Here is a 16,922-nt window from a genome sequence, read left to right as displayed (position 1 = left end):
GCAGGCTCAGAACGCTTCCGCCGGCAATTCCATGATGGTGGCGCAGCCGGACTGAATGCGCGCGAGATTGGCCGCGGTCTCCGGCAGCATCCGCTCCATGAAGAAGCGGCCGGTGACGAGCTTGGTCGAGAGATAGGGCGTCGCCCCGCTCTCGGCAATCTTGGCCTGCGTCACCTTCGCCATCTTGGCCCACATATAGCCGAGCGCGACGAAGCCGAAGAGATGCAGGTAATCGGTTGCGGCTGCTCCGGCATTATCAGGCTTCATCATCGCGTTCTGCATCAGCCAGGTCGTGGCCTGCTGCAGATGACCGAGCGAGGTCGAGAGTGGCGTGATGAAGGGCTTCATCGCCTCGTCGCCGCCGTTCTCCTTGGCGAAGGCCATGACCTCGCCGAAGAAGGCCATGATGGCTCGGCCGCCGTCGCGCGGCAGCTTGCGGCCGACGAGATCGAGCGCCTGGATGCCATTCGCGCCTTCATAGATCATGGCAATGCGGGCATCGCGCACGAACTGTTCCATGCCCTGCTCGGCGATGTAGCCGTGGCCGCCATACATCTGCTGCGCCTGCACCGCGTTGGCAAAGCCGTAGTCGGTGAGGAAGCCCTTCAGCACGGGCGTCATCAGGCCCATGTGATCGTCGGCGGCCTGCCGGTCCTTGGGGTCCTCGGAGCGATGGGCGACGTCGCTCTTCAGCGCGGTCCACATCACGAAGGCGCGCGCGGCTTCGTTGAAGGCGCGGATCGAGAGCAGCGTGCGGCGGACGTCAGGGTGCACGATGATCGGATCGGCCGGCTTGTCCGGCGCCTTCACGCCGGTGAGCGCGCGGCCCTGGATGCGCTCGCGCGCGTAGGCGACGGCGTTCTGATAGGCGACCTCGGACTGCGCGAGGCCCTGAACGGCGACGCCGAGGCGAGCCTCGTTCATCATCACGAACATGCCCTGCATGCCCTTGTTCTCTTCGCCGATGAGCCAGCCGGTGGCGTTATCGTAATTCATCACGCAGGTCGAATTGCCGTGGATGCCCATCTTGTGCTCGATCGAGCCGCAGACGACGCCGTTGCGGGCACCGACTGAGCCATCCGGATTCACAAGGAACTTGGGCACCACGAACAGCGAGACGCCCTTGATGCCGGCGGGCGCGCCCTCGATGCGGGCGAGCACGAGGTGGATGATGTTGTCAGCGAGGTCATGCTCGCCGGCCGAGATGAAGATCTTGGTGCCCGTGATCTTGAAGCTGCCGTCGGCCTGACGCACCGCCTTTGTACGGAGCATGCCGAGGTCGGTGCCGCAATGCGGCTCGGTCAGGTTCATGGTACCGGTCCATTCGCCGGCCACCATCTTCGGAACGTAGGTCTGCTTCTGCTCCGGCGAGCCATGAACGATCAGCGCGGCGGTCGCGCCCATGGTGAGGCCGCCATACATCGAGAACGCCATGTTGGCGGAGATCTGGAATTCGTTGACGGCCTGGCTGAGCGTCACCGGCAGGCCCTGGCCGCCAAATTCAGTCGGCGCCGACAGACCGAGCCAGCCGCCTTCCGCGACCTGCTTGAAGGCGTCCTTGAAGCCCTTCGGCGTGGTGACGCTGCCGTCGTCCGCGCGCTTGCAGCCTTCGAGATCGCCCACACGATTCAGCGGCTGCAGCACCTCTTCAGCGAGCTTGGCGGCTTCGCCGAGGATCGCTTCGCGCACGTCGCTCGACGCGTCCGAGAAGCCGGCGAGGTTGTCGTAGCGGTCGATCTGGAAGACGTCGTTGAGCAGGAAGTTCACGTCTTCGACGGGGGCTTTGTAGATCGGCATGGTGGTCTCCCGGCAGGCCTTGAAGTGGTGATGCTGATTAGGATTGGGCGGCCAGTTGCTCCGCCATCAGGCGATGCAGCATGTTGATGGCCTTGAGGGGACGCACCATCACCTTGAAGTGGGTGATGCGTCCCTCGCGATCGAAGGTGATGATGTCGACGCCGTTGATCTCGATGCCGTCGATCATGGTCTTGAATTCGAGCACGGCGCCGCTGTCGCTTCGCCATTCGCCGACATAGGTGAAGCCGGGACCGCCCAGCACCTTCTCGGCGCTGGCGAGATATTTGAAGGTGATGTCGCGCCCGCGCTGCGGCGTGTGCACGACGGGGCTTTCGAACACGGCGTCAGGATGGAGCAGCTCCCACAACGCCTTGGTGTCGTGAGACGTCATGTAGGCGTACCAGGAGTCGAGGCCGGTCATTGTCAGGTGCCTCCCAAAGGGCTTTGGCAAAAACGCGAAAACAACCCCATGCACAGTAGCGCCAAAGGGAGTGCAGGGGGTGCTTGTCCGGGGGTCTGAAGCCCCACCTCATATGCACATTGACGCATATGCGCCGATGCGCATAAAGTCAAGCTGGTTGGTTAAGGGCACAGGGAGGCAGGTCACATGGCGCTGGGCGACGCGATCCTCGCATGCCTGACGGAACGTCCGATGACGGGCTACGAGCTCGCCAAGACGTTCGATTCCTCGATCGGCTTCTTCTGGAAGGCCGACCACCAGCAGATTTACCGCGAGCTCTCCAAGCTGCGCGACCGCGGCTACATCCAGGGCCGCGAGGTCGTGCAGACTGGCAAGCCCAATAAGCTCATTTATACGCTCACTCCGGAAGGCCGAACAGCGCTGCGGCACTGGGCCGCGCGGCCGAGCACGCCGCCCTCGATCAAGGACGATCTGCTGGTCCGGCTGCATGCGCTCGACAGCATCGACATCGGGCCGATCCGCACCGATCTGATGGACCGGCTGGAGCATCACCGCGACCGGCACGCCAATTACGAGCGCATCCTGAAGAAGCGTTTTCCGGACGGGACGGCGGAAGGCCGGCTCGACCTCGGCAATCTGCTGCTACTCAAGCTCGGCGCCCGACACGAGCAGATGGTGGCCGATTTCTGCGAAGAGGCGCTCGAGGCGCTGTCCGCGATATCAGGCAAGGGCACGGTGGTGCCGCTGGAGGACGGCAAGCGGGAGGGGAAGGGTTGAGTCCGCTAGACCGGCAAATTGTCGGTCATCCCGGGCGGCACTTCGCCCTGCGCTGACCGTTCGGCCAGAAGCTCCTTTTCGGCCTCATACCAGAAGGTGTCCATTTTCCCGCTGGGCTCGCCGGCACTTTTCCAGATCTCATAGGCGCGCTTGCGGACGTCTTCCTCGGTCAGACCTGCCATCTTGAGCCATCCTTCGTTGTTGAAGTTCCAAGCTGCCAGCAACCAGAGAGTTCCCGGCAGGGCGAGATTCCGAGCCCATCCAACCAGCGGAGCAGGTCGAGGCCGCCCAACTTTAAGACACCGGCGACGGCTTCCTTAACCCGTTATTTACCGTAACAGGAAAAAGTCGGTCTTCGAGGCAGACGACCCGCGCTAAATCCGATTGTCTTTGCAACTGGCACGCGTGGGGAGACTGGAGGCGTCGGGTGGGGCGCCGGAGTCGGAACCGGACAGAGTCATGAATTCGCGCGTATCGTGGAGTGTTGACGGTATCGATCCATCCGTCAGGGAGCGGGCCGAAGCTGCTGCGCGCCGTGCCGGCATGTCACTCAACGATTGGCTGAACTCCACGCTCGGCGAGACTGCCCCGCCGAACTTTCGCGGGCCTTACGAGCAGCCGCGCCAGGAACAGCGTCCCGATCCGCGCGCCGCACAAATGCAGAGCCAAGGATTTAGCCAGGAGAGTCGCGAAGTCGCCGACATCCATCAGCGGCTCGACGCGATCACCCAGCAGATCGAACGGATTTCAAAGCCCGCCGCGCCTCGCCAAGGTGAGAGACAGGACTCTTCTCGTGAAAGAGACGTCTCGCGCGAGCAGGGCGTAGCGCGCCAGCTCAACGATGCGATATCGCGGCTCGATGCGCGGCTGTCGCAGATCTCGCGGCCCCAGCAACCGCAGCCGCAGCAGCCTCCGGCGCCGCGCCCGGCTCCTGCGCCCTCCCCCGTTGAAACGCGCCATCGCCAGACCGATGCGGTCGAGCGCGCGGCAGCGCAGGTCTATCGCAACTCGCCTCCGCTGAGCCCGGCGTCGTTCGACGTCGCCGTTGCCGAGATCACCGCACGGCAGAGCGAGCTTGACGGATTCGCACCGCGGCAGGTGCCGCCGCGCGCCGCGCCGTCGATCGCACCCTCCGCGGCTCCCTACGCGCCTCCGATGGCGCCCATGGCACCGCCCGCGCCTGCCTATGCTCCGCCGCCACCGCAGGCAGGCCCGGATTTCTCCTCGCTCGAACGCCATCTGCTCAAGATCACGAGCCAGATCGAATCGCTGCAGCGTCCCGACCATACCGAGCAGGCGATCAACGGCTTCCGCGCCGAGCTCGCCGAGATCCGCAACGCCATCACCGAGGCGATGCCGCGCCGCGCGATCGAATCGATCGAGAACGAGATCCGCTCGCTGCACCGTCGCATCGACGAGACCCGCTCCAACGGCACCGACGGCCAGGTGCTGTCAGGCATCGAGCGCGCCCTGTCCGATATCAAGCAGGTGCTGCGCACGCTGACCCCGGCCGAGCAGCTCACCGGATATGACGAGGCGATCCGCAATCTCGGCGCCAAGCTCGACCTGATCCTGCGCGCCAATGACGATCCGTCGACGGTGCGCCAGCTCGAAGGCGCGATCTCCGCGCTGCGCGGCATCGTCTCCAACGTCGCCTCCAACGAAGCACTGGCACGCCTCTCCGAGGACGTGCAGCTGTTGTCGTCCAAGGTCGACCAGGTCAATCGCGCCCCGGACCGCGGCGACAGCTTTGCGGTGCTGGAGCAGCGCATCGCCGCGCTCACCGCCGCGCTGGAAACGCGCGAGCGGCCGCAACCCGCCGAGAGCACCGAACATCTGGAATCCGCGATCCGCGCGCTGTCCGACCGTTTCGACCGCATGCAGGTCGGCAACGACTCCGCCTCCACCTTTGCGCATCTCGAGCAGCGCGTCTCCTATCTCCTGGAGCGGATCGAGGCCACCTCGGATCAGCGCGGCGGCAATTTCAGCCGCGTCGAGGACGGACTGCACGATATCCTCAGGCATCTTGAGCGCCAGCAGGCGACCTATTCCGCGCTCGCGGAGAGCCGCAATTCGGCGCCGCCGCCCGATTCCGGCATGGTCGATCTCGTCAAGCGCGAGCTCTCCGACATCCGCTTCAGCCAGGCCGAGACCAACCGCAGCACCCAGGATTCGCTGGAGGCCGTGCACAACACGCTCGGCCATGTCGTCGATCGCCTCGCCATGATCGAGGGCGATCTGCGCGCGGTGCGATCAGCACCGCCGGCCCCTGCGCCGATGCCGATGGCTGCGCCCATGCCAGCGCCCATGCCGATGGCGGCTCAGCTCGAGCCGGCGCCGATGGCGCGCGAGCAATGGCAGCCACAGCCGCCGCAACCGAAATTCGATCCGAAGCCCGAGCTGCCGAATCCCGCCGCCCAGCAGCACGCGCATTCCGGCTTCGTCGCCGCGCCGCGCGAATTCCACGCCGCCGCGCCCGCAGCGCCGCCGCCGGTGCCGATGGCACAGCAAGCTACACCGCCTTTGCCGCCGCGGGCGATCAGCGAGATCCTCGAGCCGCACACGGCGCCGGCGCGCAACGCGATCGCGCCCGAACTGCCGCCGGATCATCCGCTCGAACCCGGCACGCGTCCGAGCGGCCGTCCCGCCACGCCGTCCGAGCGCATTGCCGCGTCCGAAAGCGCGATCAGCGAAATCCCGGCCGCACCGAAAGAGCCGGTGTCGTCGTCGAGCTTCATCGCAGCCGCGCGCCGCGCCGCGCAAGCTGCCGCCGCGCAGCCGCCCGAGAAGGCCGCCCGCGGCGTCAAGGCCGCGATCGCAGCGCGCACCAAGGACAAGGCTCAAGGAAAAGCACAGGCCGCAGGTTCGGAAGGCGGCTCGACCATCACGTCGAAAATCCGCTCGCTGCTGGTCGGCGCCAGCGTGGTCGTGATCGTGCTCGGCACTTTCAAGATGGCGATGAACCTGCTCGACGGCGGCAGCCCGCCGCCGGCGCCGCAGGCGATGGAAAATACGAGCCAGCCGGCACCACAAGCGCCGCCGCCGGCCGAGAGCAAGCCCGCCGCGCCCGAGCAGGTCACCCCATCGATGACCTCGCCGACGCCGATCGGCAAGCAGTCCCTGAACAATGCTGCGCCAGCGAACTCCGGCAGCACGGCTTCGGTCGAAATTCCCGCGCCCGCTGCGGCAGCCTCGCCGGCTGCGGCGAACAGCGACGTCACCGGCGCGCTGTCGGGCGCGAGCCGTGCGCGGCTCGGTGTCGTCCAGATCCCGCCGAGCGAGAAGCTGCCTGACGGCATCGCCGGTCCCGCCCTGCGCGTCGCTGCAATGAAGGGCGATGCGACGGCGGCCTATGAGATCGGCGTGCGCTTTGCCGAGGGCAAGGGCGTGCCTGCAAATTACGACGAAGCCGCGAAGTGGTACGACCGCGCATCGCAGGCCGGCGTGGTGCCCGCGACCTTCCGCCTCGGCACGCTCTATGAAAAGGGCCTCGGCGTGAAGAAGGACGCCGACATCGCTCGCCGCTACTACACGCAAGCCGCCGAGCGCGGCAACGCGAAGGCGATGCACAATCTCGCGGTGCTCGATGCCGACGGCGGCGGACGCGGCGCCAACTACAAGAGCGCGGCGCAGTGGTTCCGGAAAGCCGCCGATCGCGGTGTCGCCGACAGCCAGTTCAACCTCGGCATCCTCTATGCGCGCGGCATCGGCGTGGAGCAGAACCTGGCCGAATCCTACAAATGGTTCACCCTCGCCGCCGGGCAGGGCGACGCGGACGCGGCGACCAAGCGCGACGACGTCGCCAAGCGTCTCGACCCGCAATCGCTCGCCGCCGCCAAGCTCGCGATCCAGACCTTCAGCGCCGAGCCGCAGCCCGACGACGCCGTCAACGTCCAGACGCCCGCCGGCGGCTGGGACAGCGCCCCGCAAGCAACCGCAAAGCCCGCGCCGAAGCCGGTCGCGACGAAGAAATCAGCGTCAGCGGCGCATTGAGCGCGGACAAGTTAACCAAAGAGCGCCCGCATTCTCCTTCGTCGTCGCCCGGCTTGACCGGGCGACCCAGTATTCCAGAGACGCTCGTCAGATAGCTCGCTCTCACAACAACCGCCCCGGCGTACTGGATACCCCGGTCAAGCCGGGGCATGACAGCGGAGCAAGATCACGGCGCCTCGATCACTGTCGGCACGCCGGGCTCCAGCAGCCTCAGCCGCGGTCCGAATCCCAGCACATCAAACGTCTTGCGCAAATCCTCGCCGTTCTGGCGGAAATGCGCCCAGCCTTCGGTGTGCACGGGCACGATCATGGCATCGGGAAAAGCGCGCGCGGTTTCGATGGTGTCGTTGGTGTCCATGGTGAGATGGAACGGGCCGCGAGTCTGCGCGGCGCCGGCGAAGGGCATCACCACACCGCATTTGAAGCGGCGCGCGACTTCGGCGACGCCGTCGAACCAGGTGGTGTCGCCGCTGATATAGACGGGACGTGTATCCTTGCGGCTCGACTGCACCACGAAACCGATGACGTCGCCCGACAGCGGCTCGATGCCGGCAGGACCGTGACGCGCCGGCGTCGCGGTGATGGTCAGCGTGTTGCCGTCGTCGTCCTTCAGATGCGCGGTCGCCCAGGGCGCGAGGCCTTCGACATCGCCACCGAGGCGCTTTGCGCCAGCCTCCGTGGTCAGCGCGCGTGGCGCTTTGAGCACAAATTCGCGGCCGGAGGTGTCGAGATTGTCCGAATGCTGGTCGTGGCTGAGCAGCACGGCATCGATGGGGCCGATCGCATCGGCCTTCATCGCCGGGCCGACGGTCTTCTCCAGCTTCACATGCGGCAATTGATAAGCGCCGGGCGCATCGAAGGTGGGATCGGTGAGCAGGCGAAAGCCGTCGATCTCTATCAAGGCGGTGGGACCGCCGATCAGGGTGATGGAAACGGGCATGGGAACTCCTCTTATGCGGCGGGCTTTACGGGACGCGTCACCAGGTAAATGCCGAGCGCCACCGGAATGATCCCCAGCAGATCGCGCGCCTCGACATGTTCGCCGAGCACGATAAAGGCGAACAGCATGCCGAGCGGCGGCATCAGGAAATGATAGGCACTGGCCGCGGTCGCGCCACACACTTTCAGGAGATGAAACCAGAGCCAGTAAGCGAGGATCGAGCCGCCGAGCACGAGGAACGCGAAGGCGCCGATCAGGCTTGGGGTGACATCGATGGCGTGGACATCCGCGAAGGTCAGCGCGACCGGCGTCAGCACGATGCCGGCCGCGAGATTCTGCACGCCGTTGCCAATCCACAGGCTTCCCTTCGGCGCGAGCAGCTTGAACAGGATGGTGCCGGCGACGATGGAGGCGAGCGAGGCCAGCGTGAAGAGGATGCCGTGCAACGAATCGGTGCCGACCGAGAGCCGGTGCCAGACAATCAGGGTGACGCCGATGATGCCGAGCAACAGGCCGCTGGCCTTGCGCCAGGTCATGCCCTCGCCAAGCAGCAGCGCAGCAAGTGCGGCGGTGAACACCGGATTGGCCGAGACGATCAGGCCGCCGAGGCCGGCGGAGACCGATTGCAGGCCGGTGTAACCGAGCCCGAGATAGAGCGCGTTGTTGGCAATCCCGAGCACGGCGAAGATCACCGCATCGCGCCACGACAACGACCAGTCGCCGCGGATAGAAGTGGTACCGAGGATCAAAATGCCGGCGAGCGAGAAGCGCGCGGCGAGCAGGATCAACGGCGGGCAATGGGTGACGCCGATCTTGCCGGCGACGAAGGCATAGCTCCAGAGCAGGCAGAACAGACCGATGGCGAGCGGCAGGGTGTTGAACCGGCTCCGGGGAGCGGAAAGCGAAGTGGCGAGGGACATGAGGCATTCTCGGATATTTTTCTTCTGGCCCTCGATCTAGGGACCGCCCTTGCCATTTGGAAATTAAATGATTAACTCGAAATCAGTGGATTTTCGAATGAGGCCATCCATGCTCGATCTGGAGCTTCTGCGCAGCTTCGTCTCGGTGGTCGAGGCCGGCGGCTTCACCCGCGCCAGCGAGCGCGTTCACCGCACGCAATCGACGGTCAGCCAGCAGATCAAGCGGCTGGAGGAAGATGTCGGCCAGGTGCTGCTGCACCGGGACGGCAAGGACGTGCGCCCGACCGAGGCCGGCGAGCGGCTGCTCTCCTATGCGCGGCGATTGCTGGCGCTGGCGGAAGAAGCGCGCGACGTGTTGCGCGAGCCCGACGGCGGCGCAGTCCGGCTCGGCATTCCCGAAGATTTCGCGGCGTACCGTCTGGCAAAATTGCTGGGCGCGTTCGCACGCTCGCATCCGAACCTGCGGCTCGACGTGCGCGCCGACCAGAGCAAGAACCTCGCCCGCGATCTCGAACGCGGCGAGCTCGATCTCGCGCTGTTCAAGCGCGCGGCCGGCGGCAAGGATGCGATCGCGGTGTGGCCGGAGGAGGTGCACTGGGTCACCAGCAAAAGCCATCCCGTCGACGTCAACCTGCCGTCAGTGCCGCTGATCGGGTTTCCGCTCGGCTGCCTCTACCGCGCCGGCGCCATCCACGCGCTGGAAAGCGCCGGCCGCGCCTGGCACATGTCCTACATGTCGTCGAGCCTCGCCGGCATCCAGGCCGCCGTCGCTGCCGGCATGGGGCTGAGCATTTTGTCCGAGATGTCGATTCAATCGGATCACCGCGTCCTGACGGCGAAGGACGGCTTCGCGCCGATCAACAAGACCGAGGTGGCGCTGATGGCCGCGCCGAATGCAAGCTCCGCGACGCTGCGGCTGGCGGATCGGCTCGCGGAGTTCTGCGAGGACGTGCAGGCGAAGGCGGCGTAGGCGCCACGAGGTCGGTGCGTTCCCTCCCCCTTGTGGGGGAGGGTTAGGGAGAGGGGTCCATACGGGGACTCTCTCGATTCGTACGCGACGACTCTTAGATAGGCCTTTTCCTGGGCTACCCCTCTCCCCCGCCCTCCCCCACAAGGTGGGAGGGAGCGCAGTTGTGCGCGTCGCGAGAGTCGTAACCCAAATGAGGAGCGCGGCCCTCAGTAACACCTTGACGCCGCATGCACGCGGCGATCGCCGAGCAAATGCGCGACGGGCCGGCGGTAAGGCGCGCAAGCCTCTAGCCTATCCTCAAGCGGTGAGCGCGCCGTAGTTCCACCGCTCGGTCCACCAGGGCCACGCCGCGGGGACGACATGCCAATTGACTCGTCCCTAAGTTGCAGAGCAAAATTTGCTCACCGGCGCAACCCGCCGATCCCCAGACGTCCATTGCATGTCGACAAATTTCATTTGGGAGACGCAAGTGAGGACGCTCAAGCTCGCAGCCCATGACATGCGCCACGCCGTGCGCGACAAACTGTTTCGTAACAACCAGCCCATGGCGGTCAATCTGCGCTATGCACTGTACCATGCAGAAGCTCGCAGACACTGGAAGCCGAGGGGCATTGGGTCGTCGGACGCGGCGCTTGCGAAGGAGTTCAGCGAGAACGGCTATCTCGCCCTGCCGCCGGCCGCGGCCTTCAACGGCAGCGACGTGGCGCACCAGACAGATGAGCTCTTCGCGAAGCCAGCGAATTGCCACACGCTGATGGACGGTGCGTTCCGACTGATCGACGGCATCGAGCGCCTGCCATCGGTCATGAATGTGTTTGACGCGCAGCTCGAGCATGTGCTCGAAAGCTACTTCCAGTCGCACTTCAAGATTTTCGGCGTCTATTTCTACAGGATCGTGCCGACACCGACGAAGCCGCAGTCGAGCTTCCTCTGGCATCTGGACAATTGTCCGGGTCCCGAGATCAAGCTGATGGTCTATCTCGACGACGTCACCAACGACACGGGCGCTTTCCGGCTCAAGAAAAAGGCGCTGACCGACCAGCTGCGGTCCAAGGGCTTCCGCAATCGCAACCAGATCCAGCGCGTCCAGGCCGACCTGGAGAACGGCGCGACCACGGAAATCATCGAAGGGCCGCCCGGCACGCGCATCCTGTTCGAGAACGGGAAGGTGCTGCACAAGGCTACGTCCCCGCTGCGCGAACATCGCGACGTCGTGTCGTTCGTGATCCTTCCGTCGGACATCCCGTGGCGGGTTCATTTCGCCCGTCACCGGCACCTCGTCTCGACCAACGCCGGCGCGTGCGTCGACCCTTGGACCGACAAGCCGGAACAGGTGGGCTACGACTGATGAGGCAGTGAGCGCGCCGTAGTTTTTCCAGCGCCTGGCGATCCGCCCATCTGCTCGGCTGACCCACCCTACGAAAGTGCGGCCCTTAGTAACACCTTGACGCGGCGATCGCGTGCACGCGGCGGTCGCCGAGGAGATGCGCGACAAAGCCGTTTCTCGGAAAGATCTTCGCAAACGCGGCGTCGCGGATGCTCAGCCCGCCGGCATAGGCGCCGAAGGCGGGCATCACGGCGCGTAGACCGTCGCTGGCGAAACACCGCCGCTCCATCGAACGGCCGCGCGCGGAGACGCGGGCCTTGGGGTGGAGATGGCCGGCGATCTCGCCAAGCGCACCTGATGGTTCGTGGCGGAAGGTGATCGGTCCAATAGCGACTTCGTCGGCGATGGTGCCGCCGAGATCGCGCGGCAGCATCGGATCGTGATTGCCTGAGATCCAGATCCAGTCGCGCCCGGTTTGGAGCGCGGCGACGGCGGCGCGGTCGTCGGCCGAGAGGCGCTCGTGCGCGGAACGATCGTGAAAACTGTCGCCGAGCGCGATGACCGTCCTGGGATTATGGCGGGAGATGACAGCAGCGAGACGGCTGAGCGTTGCCAGCGTGTCGTAAGGCGGCAGCAGCACGCCGCGCGTGGCGAAGCTGGACCCTTTTTCGAGATGCAGATCGGAGACGACGAGCAGGTTCTGCTCGTCCCAGAACAGCGCGCCGGAGAGATCGGCGGCGAAGGTCACATCGCTGATGCTGACCCTGGAAACGCGCATGTCCTCGTCATCCCCTGAAACCAGCGCACCCAACGTCACGTCAAAACCTGCTCTATCCCATCGCTTCCTTGACCAGCTCGTCGGCGGCCTCGGCCAACAGCTCGTCTGCAGCTTCGCCATAAACTGACTCGCGGCCGATTTCCAGCATCACGGGGACGGCGAGCGGGGAGACATGATCGAGTTCCCGGTGGGTGATGCGGCCCTGGATGCGCATCAGCATGTCGCTGAGGCGGCGCAGATCGAGCAGGCCGGTGGCGGCGTCGGCGCGGGCAGCACGCAGCAGCACGTGATCGGCCTGGTGCTTGCGCAGGACATCGTAGACGAGGTCGGTCGAGAACAGCACCTGGCGACGGCTCTTCTCTTCGCCGGTGTGGCGGCGCGCGATCAGGCCGGAGATGATCGCGCAGTTGCGGAAGGTGCGCTTCATCAGCGCGGATTCGGCGAGCCAGGCCTCGAGGTCATCGCCGAGCATATCGGGGTCGAACAGCGCGTCGAGGTCGATGCGGCCATCCCTGATCATGAAGGAGAGATCGCGAAGCCCCCAGATCGCCACCGCATATTCGTTGGCGACGAAACCGAGCGGACGGGCACGCGCGCGCTCCAGCCGGCGCGTCAGCAGCATGCCGAGGGTCTGGTGCGCGAGGCGGCCTTCGAAGGGATAGCAGACGATGTAATGCTTGTTGGCGCGCGGGAAGCTTTCGACCAGCAGCTCGCGCACGCCGGGCACGCGGCTGACGTCCTTTTGCAGCGACAGCCAGTCGCGCACCTGCTCCGGCAAGCCCTTCCACGCCCTGAAATCGTCGAGCAGACGGCGGACGCGTTCGGCGAGATAGGTCGAGAGCGGGAATTTTCCGCCCATATAAGACGGCACTTTCGGGTCCTTGTCATGCGCGCGCGAGACATAGACCTGATCCTCGACCAGGGTCTCGTAACGCACCACCTCGCCTGAGAACACGAAGGTGTCGCCGGGCGAGAGGCCTTCGATGAAAGCCTCCTCGATCTCGCCGAGCAGACGGCCGCCACGCGCGATCACACCCGTGGAGCCGTGACCTCCACCGCGCGAACGCACCAGCCGCACTTTCAGCATATCGTCTTCGACGATGGTGCCGACATTCATCCGGTAGCTCTGCCGCACTTTTGGATTGGCGACGCGCCAGCGGCCCTGCTTGTCCTGCTTGATGCGGGCGAAGCGCTCATAGGTCTTCAGCGCGTAACCGCCGGAAGCGACGAAATCGACGACGTCGTCGAAATCCTGCCGCGACAGGTCGGCGTAAGGCGCGGCGGTGCGGACCTCGGCATAGAGTTCATCGGAGAGGAACGGCTCGCCACAGGCACAGCCGAGCACGTGCTGGGCCAGCACGTCGAGCGCGCCGGTGCGCAAGGGCGGCGTGTCCTGCGCATTCTCCGCGATGGCGTCGATGGCGACGCGGCACTCCAGCACCTCGAAGCGGTTTGCGGGCACCAGAACCGCGCGCGAGGCTTCATCGAGACGGTGGTTGGCGCGGCCGATACGCTGCATCAGGCGCGAGGAACCCTTGGGCGCGCCGATATTGACGACGAGATCGACGTCGCCCCAATCGACGCCGAGATCGAGCGAGGAGGTGCAGACCACGCCGCGCAGGCGCCCCGCCGACATGGCATCCTCGACCTTGCGACGCTGGGCGACGTCGAGCGAGCCGTGATGCAGCGCGATGGCAAGGCCGTCGTCGTTCATGCTCCAGAGATTCTGGAACAGCATCTCGGCCTGGCTGCGGGTGTTGACGAAAACCAGCGTAGTCTTGTTCTGCTTGATCAGCTCGTAGATTTCAGGGAGCGCGTGACGCGCGCTGTGGCCGGCCCAGGGCAGCCGCTCGCGCGTGTCGAGCATCTCGACCTCCGGCGGCGCGGCGCCGCCGGCGACGACGATGTCGGCCGCTCGCTCCTTGCCCTCGGGCTGCGGCACCAGGAAGCGCGCGAGCTGGTCGGGCTCGGCCACGGTCGCCGACAGACCGATGGCACGCATCTGCGGCGCGAGGCGCCACAGCCGCGCAAGGCCGAGCGAGAGCAGATCGCCGCGCTTCGACGTCACCAGCGCATGCAGCTCGTCGAGGACGATGCGCTTGAGCGATGAGAACAGGAACGGCGCGTCGTCGGAGGAGAGCAGCAGCGCGAGCTGCTCGGGCGTGGTCAGCAGGACATCAGGCGGATAGCGCCGCTGTCGTTGGCGGCGCGACACCGGCGTGTCGCCGGTGCGGGTCTCGACCTTGATCGGCAGGTTCATCTCCGCGATCGGCCGCTCCAGATTGCGCGCGATGTCGACGGCGAGCGCTTTCAGCGGCGAGATGTAGAGCGTGTGCAGGCCGGCGCTGCGCTGAACGCTACGGCCGGTGGAGACCACGGATTTCGCGGGAGAAGTCGGCGCAGTGCTCAATTCCACCAGCGTCGGCAAGAATCCCGCCAGCGTCTTGCCGGCGCCGGTCGGCGCGATCAGCAGTGCCGAACGGTCCTCGCGCGCCTTCGCCAGCAGCGCGAGCTGATGCTCGCGCGGCGACCAGCCGCGGGCCGCGAACCATTGCTGGAAGCGGTCGGGCAGCAGCGCGGCCGGCTCGGCCGGGATTTTGAGGATGCGGGGCGGCACGGCGTAAGAGGTAAGCCGTGGGACAGGGTTCGTCGAGGGGTGGGACTTCCTTCCCTCTCCCCGCCGGCGGGGAGAGGGAAGAGAGAGGAGCGCCTACTCCACCACCGGCTTGTCCGAGACCTCCCAGTCCTTGCCGTTGAAGACCTGGATGAACAGCGTCTTCATCGGCGTGTAGTCGTCGGGCGTGTAGCTGTAAGTGACGCCGTCGAGGAAGAAGGGCGAGTGGAAGCCGTTGAGGTTCGATGCCTGCTTCAGCACGTTGGCCCGCGTCAGCTCATCGCCGCAGCGGCGCAGGATCTCGCCCATGGTGACGGCCTGGCCGTAGCCGGCATAGGCGATGGTGTTGTCGGGCGCGATATTCGGCAGATATTTCTTGCGCAGCTCCTCGAACGCCATGGGGCCCGCATCCTTTTCCCAACGGCCGGGCCCGGCATCCTTTGCATAGCTGATCGAGACGATGTCCTTGGCATTTTCGAAGCCGGCAGCGCTGAGGATGGATTTGCCGGTCGAGCCGGCCGAGAGCAGCTGCAGCGGCTTCCAGCCGAGCTCGGCCACTTTCCGGATCGACTGCGACGACGCCTTGCCGGTGGAGATGTTGTAGAAAACGTCAGCGCCCGATTTGGAGAGATTGATCAGCTGGGAATCGACCGTCGGATCGGTGAGGTCGTAGGTCTGCTCCATGATCACCTGGGCAGTGCCGCCGGCATCGGCCAGCACCTTCTTGAAGGGCCCAAGGAAGTCGCGGCCGAAATCGTCGTTCTGGTAGAGGATGCCGATCTTGGCATTCGGCTTCACGCCAACGACATGCCGCGCCAGGATGCGCGCTTCGGTCGGATACAGCGGCAGGCCCGCCATCGTCCATTTGAACTCTTTCGGGTTATTCCACTTCGAGGCGCCGGTGTTGAGCAGCAGCTGCGGCACGCCCTTGGAGTTCAGATATTTGTGCACGGCGGTCTGCGGCGCTGTGCCGAGCGAGCCGTAGAGCGCCAGCACCTCCTCCTGCTCGACCAGGCGCCGCGTCGCCTCGACGCATTTCGGCGCGCTGTAGGCGTCGTCGAGCGTGAGGAAGTTGACCTTGCGTCCGTTGATGCCGCCGCCTTCGTTGAGCATCTGGAAATAGGCCTCGCCGACGCGCCCGAGCACGCCGTAGAGCGAGCCGGGGCCGGAATGCGGCACGGTCTGCCCGATCTTGATCTCGGTGTCGCTGGCGCCGGAATCGTATTTCTTCTCCGCGGCCCAGACGTAAGGCGCCGGCAGAACGGATGCGGCGATGGTGGCGAATGCGGCGGCGCTGACATCACGGCGCGATGGATTCTTGGTCATTGTTTTGTCTCTCTCCCTGGTGCGCGCATTGTGCTGGGAACGCAGCGCAGCTCGCAAGCAGGAAGTCGTCGGTTTGCGACGCAATGACGCTTAAATTGCCGGGTACTTAGCGCCTAGACTCAAGTTTTCTCGGCGACGATGACGAGGCCGCGCACCGGCTCGTTGTTCTCGTTGCGCGGCGAGCACGGCTCCAGCGTGAGCAGCTTCAGCCCGGCCTTCGCAATCGCACCCCGCGCATATTCCGCCGAATGGGCATAGCGCAGGCCTTCGCCGAGCACGATGCCATCGCCGTCATGCGTCTCCAGCGTGAAGGCGAGCACGCCGCCGGAGACGAGCACGCGCTTGGCCTCGGTGAGCACAGGCGCGAGATCGGAGAGATAGACGAACGCATCCGCGGCAACGACGAGGTTCGCGCTTCCGTCGGGCTTGGTGCGCAGGCCCTCGATCATGTCGGCGACCTCGAGCTCGGCATAGAGCCCGGTGGCGCGCGCCTCCTTGATCATGCCTGATGACAGATCGATGCCGATGAAATGGTCGACCTGTTTTGCAAAAGCCGCCGCCGCAAGGCCAGTGCCGCAGCCGAGATCGATGGTGCGCTTGAAGAAGGCAGGCTTCTTGGCAGCGACGCGCGCGGCCAGCACGGCCTTGAAGATCACGCTAGGGGCGCGATAGCCGAGATCGTTGATCAGCGCGTGCTCGAAGCGCGGCGCGTATTGATCGAACAGCGCCTGCACATAGGCCTTGGGCATCTCCGCCATCTCGGCGTCACCGAGCCGCATCAAATGCAGGCCGGCGCCGTGCTGATCCTCGGGGTCGGATCGCCGCGCTTCTCGGAACGCCGCGATCGCCTTGTCGCGCTCGCCGAGCTGCTGGCGGATCTCGCCGAGCGTGAACCAGGCCGAGGTGAAATTTGGCGCGAGCTCGATCGCCTGCTCCAGGAGGTCGGCGGCGGCGGGCAGATCGCCCTTGAGCTGGAGGTCGCGCGCGAACTCGAAACGGCGGTCGGCCATGAGATCGCCGGAGGTCAGGAACAGGCGGAGCGGCATTGGGAACCAGGTG

13 protein-coding genes are annotated in these 16,922 nt (G+C 65.6%); 4 read left to right on the top strand and 9 right to left on the bottom strand.

Going from position 1 to position 16,922, the window contains the following annotated elements; translation table 11 throughout:
* Nucleotides 1-6: 6 nt before the first annotated feature.
* Together L6637_RS12680 and L6637_RS12675 are read right to left on the bottom strand one after the other, a co-directional pair.
* A complete protein-coding gene (locus tag L6637_RS12680; RefSeq protein ID WP_237864113.1) occupies nt 7-1,797 on the bottom strand; it encodes an acyl-CoA dehydrogenase C-terminal domain-containing protein in 1,791 nt (596 codons plus the stop codon).
* Nucleotides 1,798-1,834: 37 nt separating this feature from the next.
* A complete protein-coding gene (locus tag L6637_RS12675) occupies nt 1,835-2,218 on the bottom strand; it encodes a nuclear transport factor 2 family protein (protein ID WP_237864114.1) in 384 nt (127 codons plus the stop codon).
* A gap of 186 nt (nt 2,219-2,404) precedes the next feature.
* Between L6637_RS12675 and L6637_RS12670 the strand changes: the two genes are divergently transcribed.
* A complete protein-coding gene (locus tag L6637_RS12670) occupies nt 2,405-2,995 on the top strand; it encodes a PadR family transcriptional regulator (RefSeq protein ID WP_237864115.1) in 591 nt (196 codons plus the stop codon).
* Between the two features lie 5 nt (nt 2,996-3,000).
* On the opposite strand, the gene L6637_RS12665 is transcribed toward L6637_RS12670, so the two are convergent.
* A complete protein-coding gene (locus L6637_RS12665; protein ID WP_237864116.1) occupies nt 3,001-3,177 on the bottom strand; it encodes a DUF2934 domain-containing protein in 177 nt (58 codons plus the stop codon).
* A 277-nt stretch (nt 3,178-3,454) separates the two neighbouring features.
* Here L6637_RS12665 and L6637_RS12660 point away from each other — a divergent pair, with 277 nt between their 5' ends.
* Complete coding sequence (locus L6637_RS12660) at nt 3,455-6,988, top strand: tetratricopeptide repeat protein (RefSeq protein ID WP_237870808.1); 3,534 nt, start codon at nt 3,455-3,457, stop codon at nt 6,986-6,988.
* Nucleotides 6,989-7,154: 166 nt separating this feature from the next.
* On the opposite strand, the gene L6637_RS12655 is transcribed toward L6637_RS12660, so the two are convergent.
* Both L6637_RS12655 and L6637_RS12650 read right to left on the bottom strand, forming a co-directional pair.
* Complete coding sequence (locus L6637_RS12655) at nt 7,155-7,928, bottom strand: MBL fold metallo-hydrolase (protein WP_237870806.1); 774 nt, start codon at nt 7,926-7,928, stop codon at nt 7,155-7,157.
* A gap of 11 nt (nt 7,929-7,939) precedes the next feature.
* On the bottom strand, nt 7,940-8,848 hold the full coding sequence (locus tag L6637_RS12650; RefSeq protein WP_237870804.1) for a DMT family transporter: 909 nt from the start codon (nt 8,846-8,848) through the stop codon (nt 7,940-7,942).
* 109 nt (nt 8,849-8,957) lie between these two features.
* On the opposite strand from L6637_RS12650, the gene L6637_RS12645 reads away from it, so the two are divergent.
* Both L6637_RS12645 and L6637_RS12640 read left to right on the top strand, forming a co-directional pair.
* Complete coding sequence (locus L6637_RS12645) at nt 8,958-9,818, top strand: LysR family transcriptional regulator (protein WP_237864367.1); 861 nt, start codon at nt 8,958-8,960, stop codon at nt 9,816-9,818.
* 469 nt (nt 9,819-10,287) lie between these two features.
* A complete protein-coding gene (locus L6637_RS12640) occupies nt 10,288-11,166 on the top strand; it encodes a phytanoyl-CoA dioxygenase family protein (RefSeq protein WP_237870802.1) in 879 nt (292 codons plus the stop codon).
* A gap of 85 nt (nt 11,167-11,251) precedes the next feature.
* Here L6637_RS12640 and pdeM read toward each other — a convergent pair whose 3' ends face one another.
* From pdeM to L6637_RS12620, 4 genes are all read right to left on the bottom strand, one after another.
* Nucleotides 11,252-11,923: a ligase-associated DNA damage response endonuclease PdeM gene (gene pdeM / locus L6637_RS12635; RefSeq protein WP_237870800.1), complete on the bottom strand. Its 672-nt coding sequence runs from the start codon at nt 11,921-11,923 to the stop codon at nt 11,252-11,254.
* Nucleotides 11,924-11,975: 52 nt separating this feature from the next.
* Complete coding sequence (locus L6637_RS12630; protein WP_237870798.1) at nt 11,976-14,540, bottom strand: ligase-associated DNA damage response DEXH box helicase; 2,565 nt, start codon at nt 14,538-14,540, stop codon at nt 11,976-11,978.
* Between the two features lie 93 nt (nt 14,541-14,633).
* Complete coding sequence (locus tag L6637_RS12625) at nt 14,634-15,863, bottom strand: ABC transporter substrate-binding protein (protein WP_237864123.1); 1,230 nt, start codon at nt 15,861-15,863, stop codon at nt 14,634-14,636.
* A gap of 119 nt (nt 15,864-15,982) precedes the next feature.
* Complete coding sequence (locus tag L6637_RS12620; protein ID WP_237870796.1) at nt 15,983-16,909, bottom strand: class I SAM-dependent DNA methyltransferase; 927 nt, start codon at nt 16,907-16,909, stop codon at nt 15,983-15,985.
* Between the last annotated feature and the right edge of the window lie 13 nt (nt 16,910-16,922).

Origin of the sequence: Bradyrhizobium zhengyangense (genome assembly GCF_022012435.1) — a bacterium.
In the GTDB taxonomy this organism is placed as follows: domain Bacteria; phylum Pseudomonadota; class Alphaproteobacteria; order Rhizobiales; family Xanthobacteraceae; genus Bradyrhizobium; species Bradyrhizobium zhengyangense.
The sequence above is the reverse complement of the archived record's forward strand: the minus strand, read 5'-3'. Positions and strand labels throughout refer to the sequence as shown.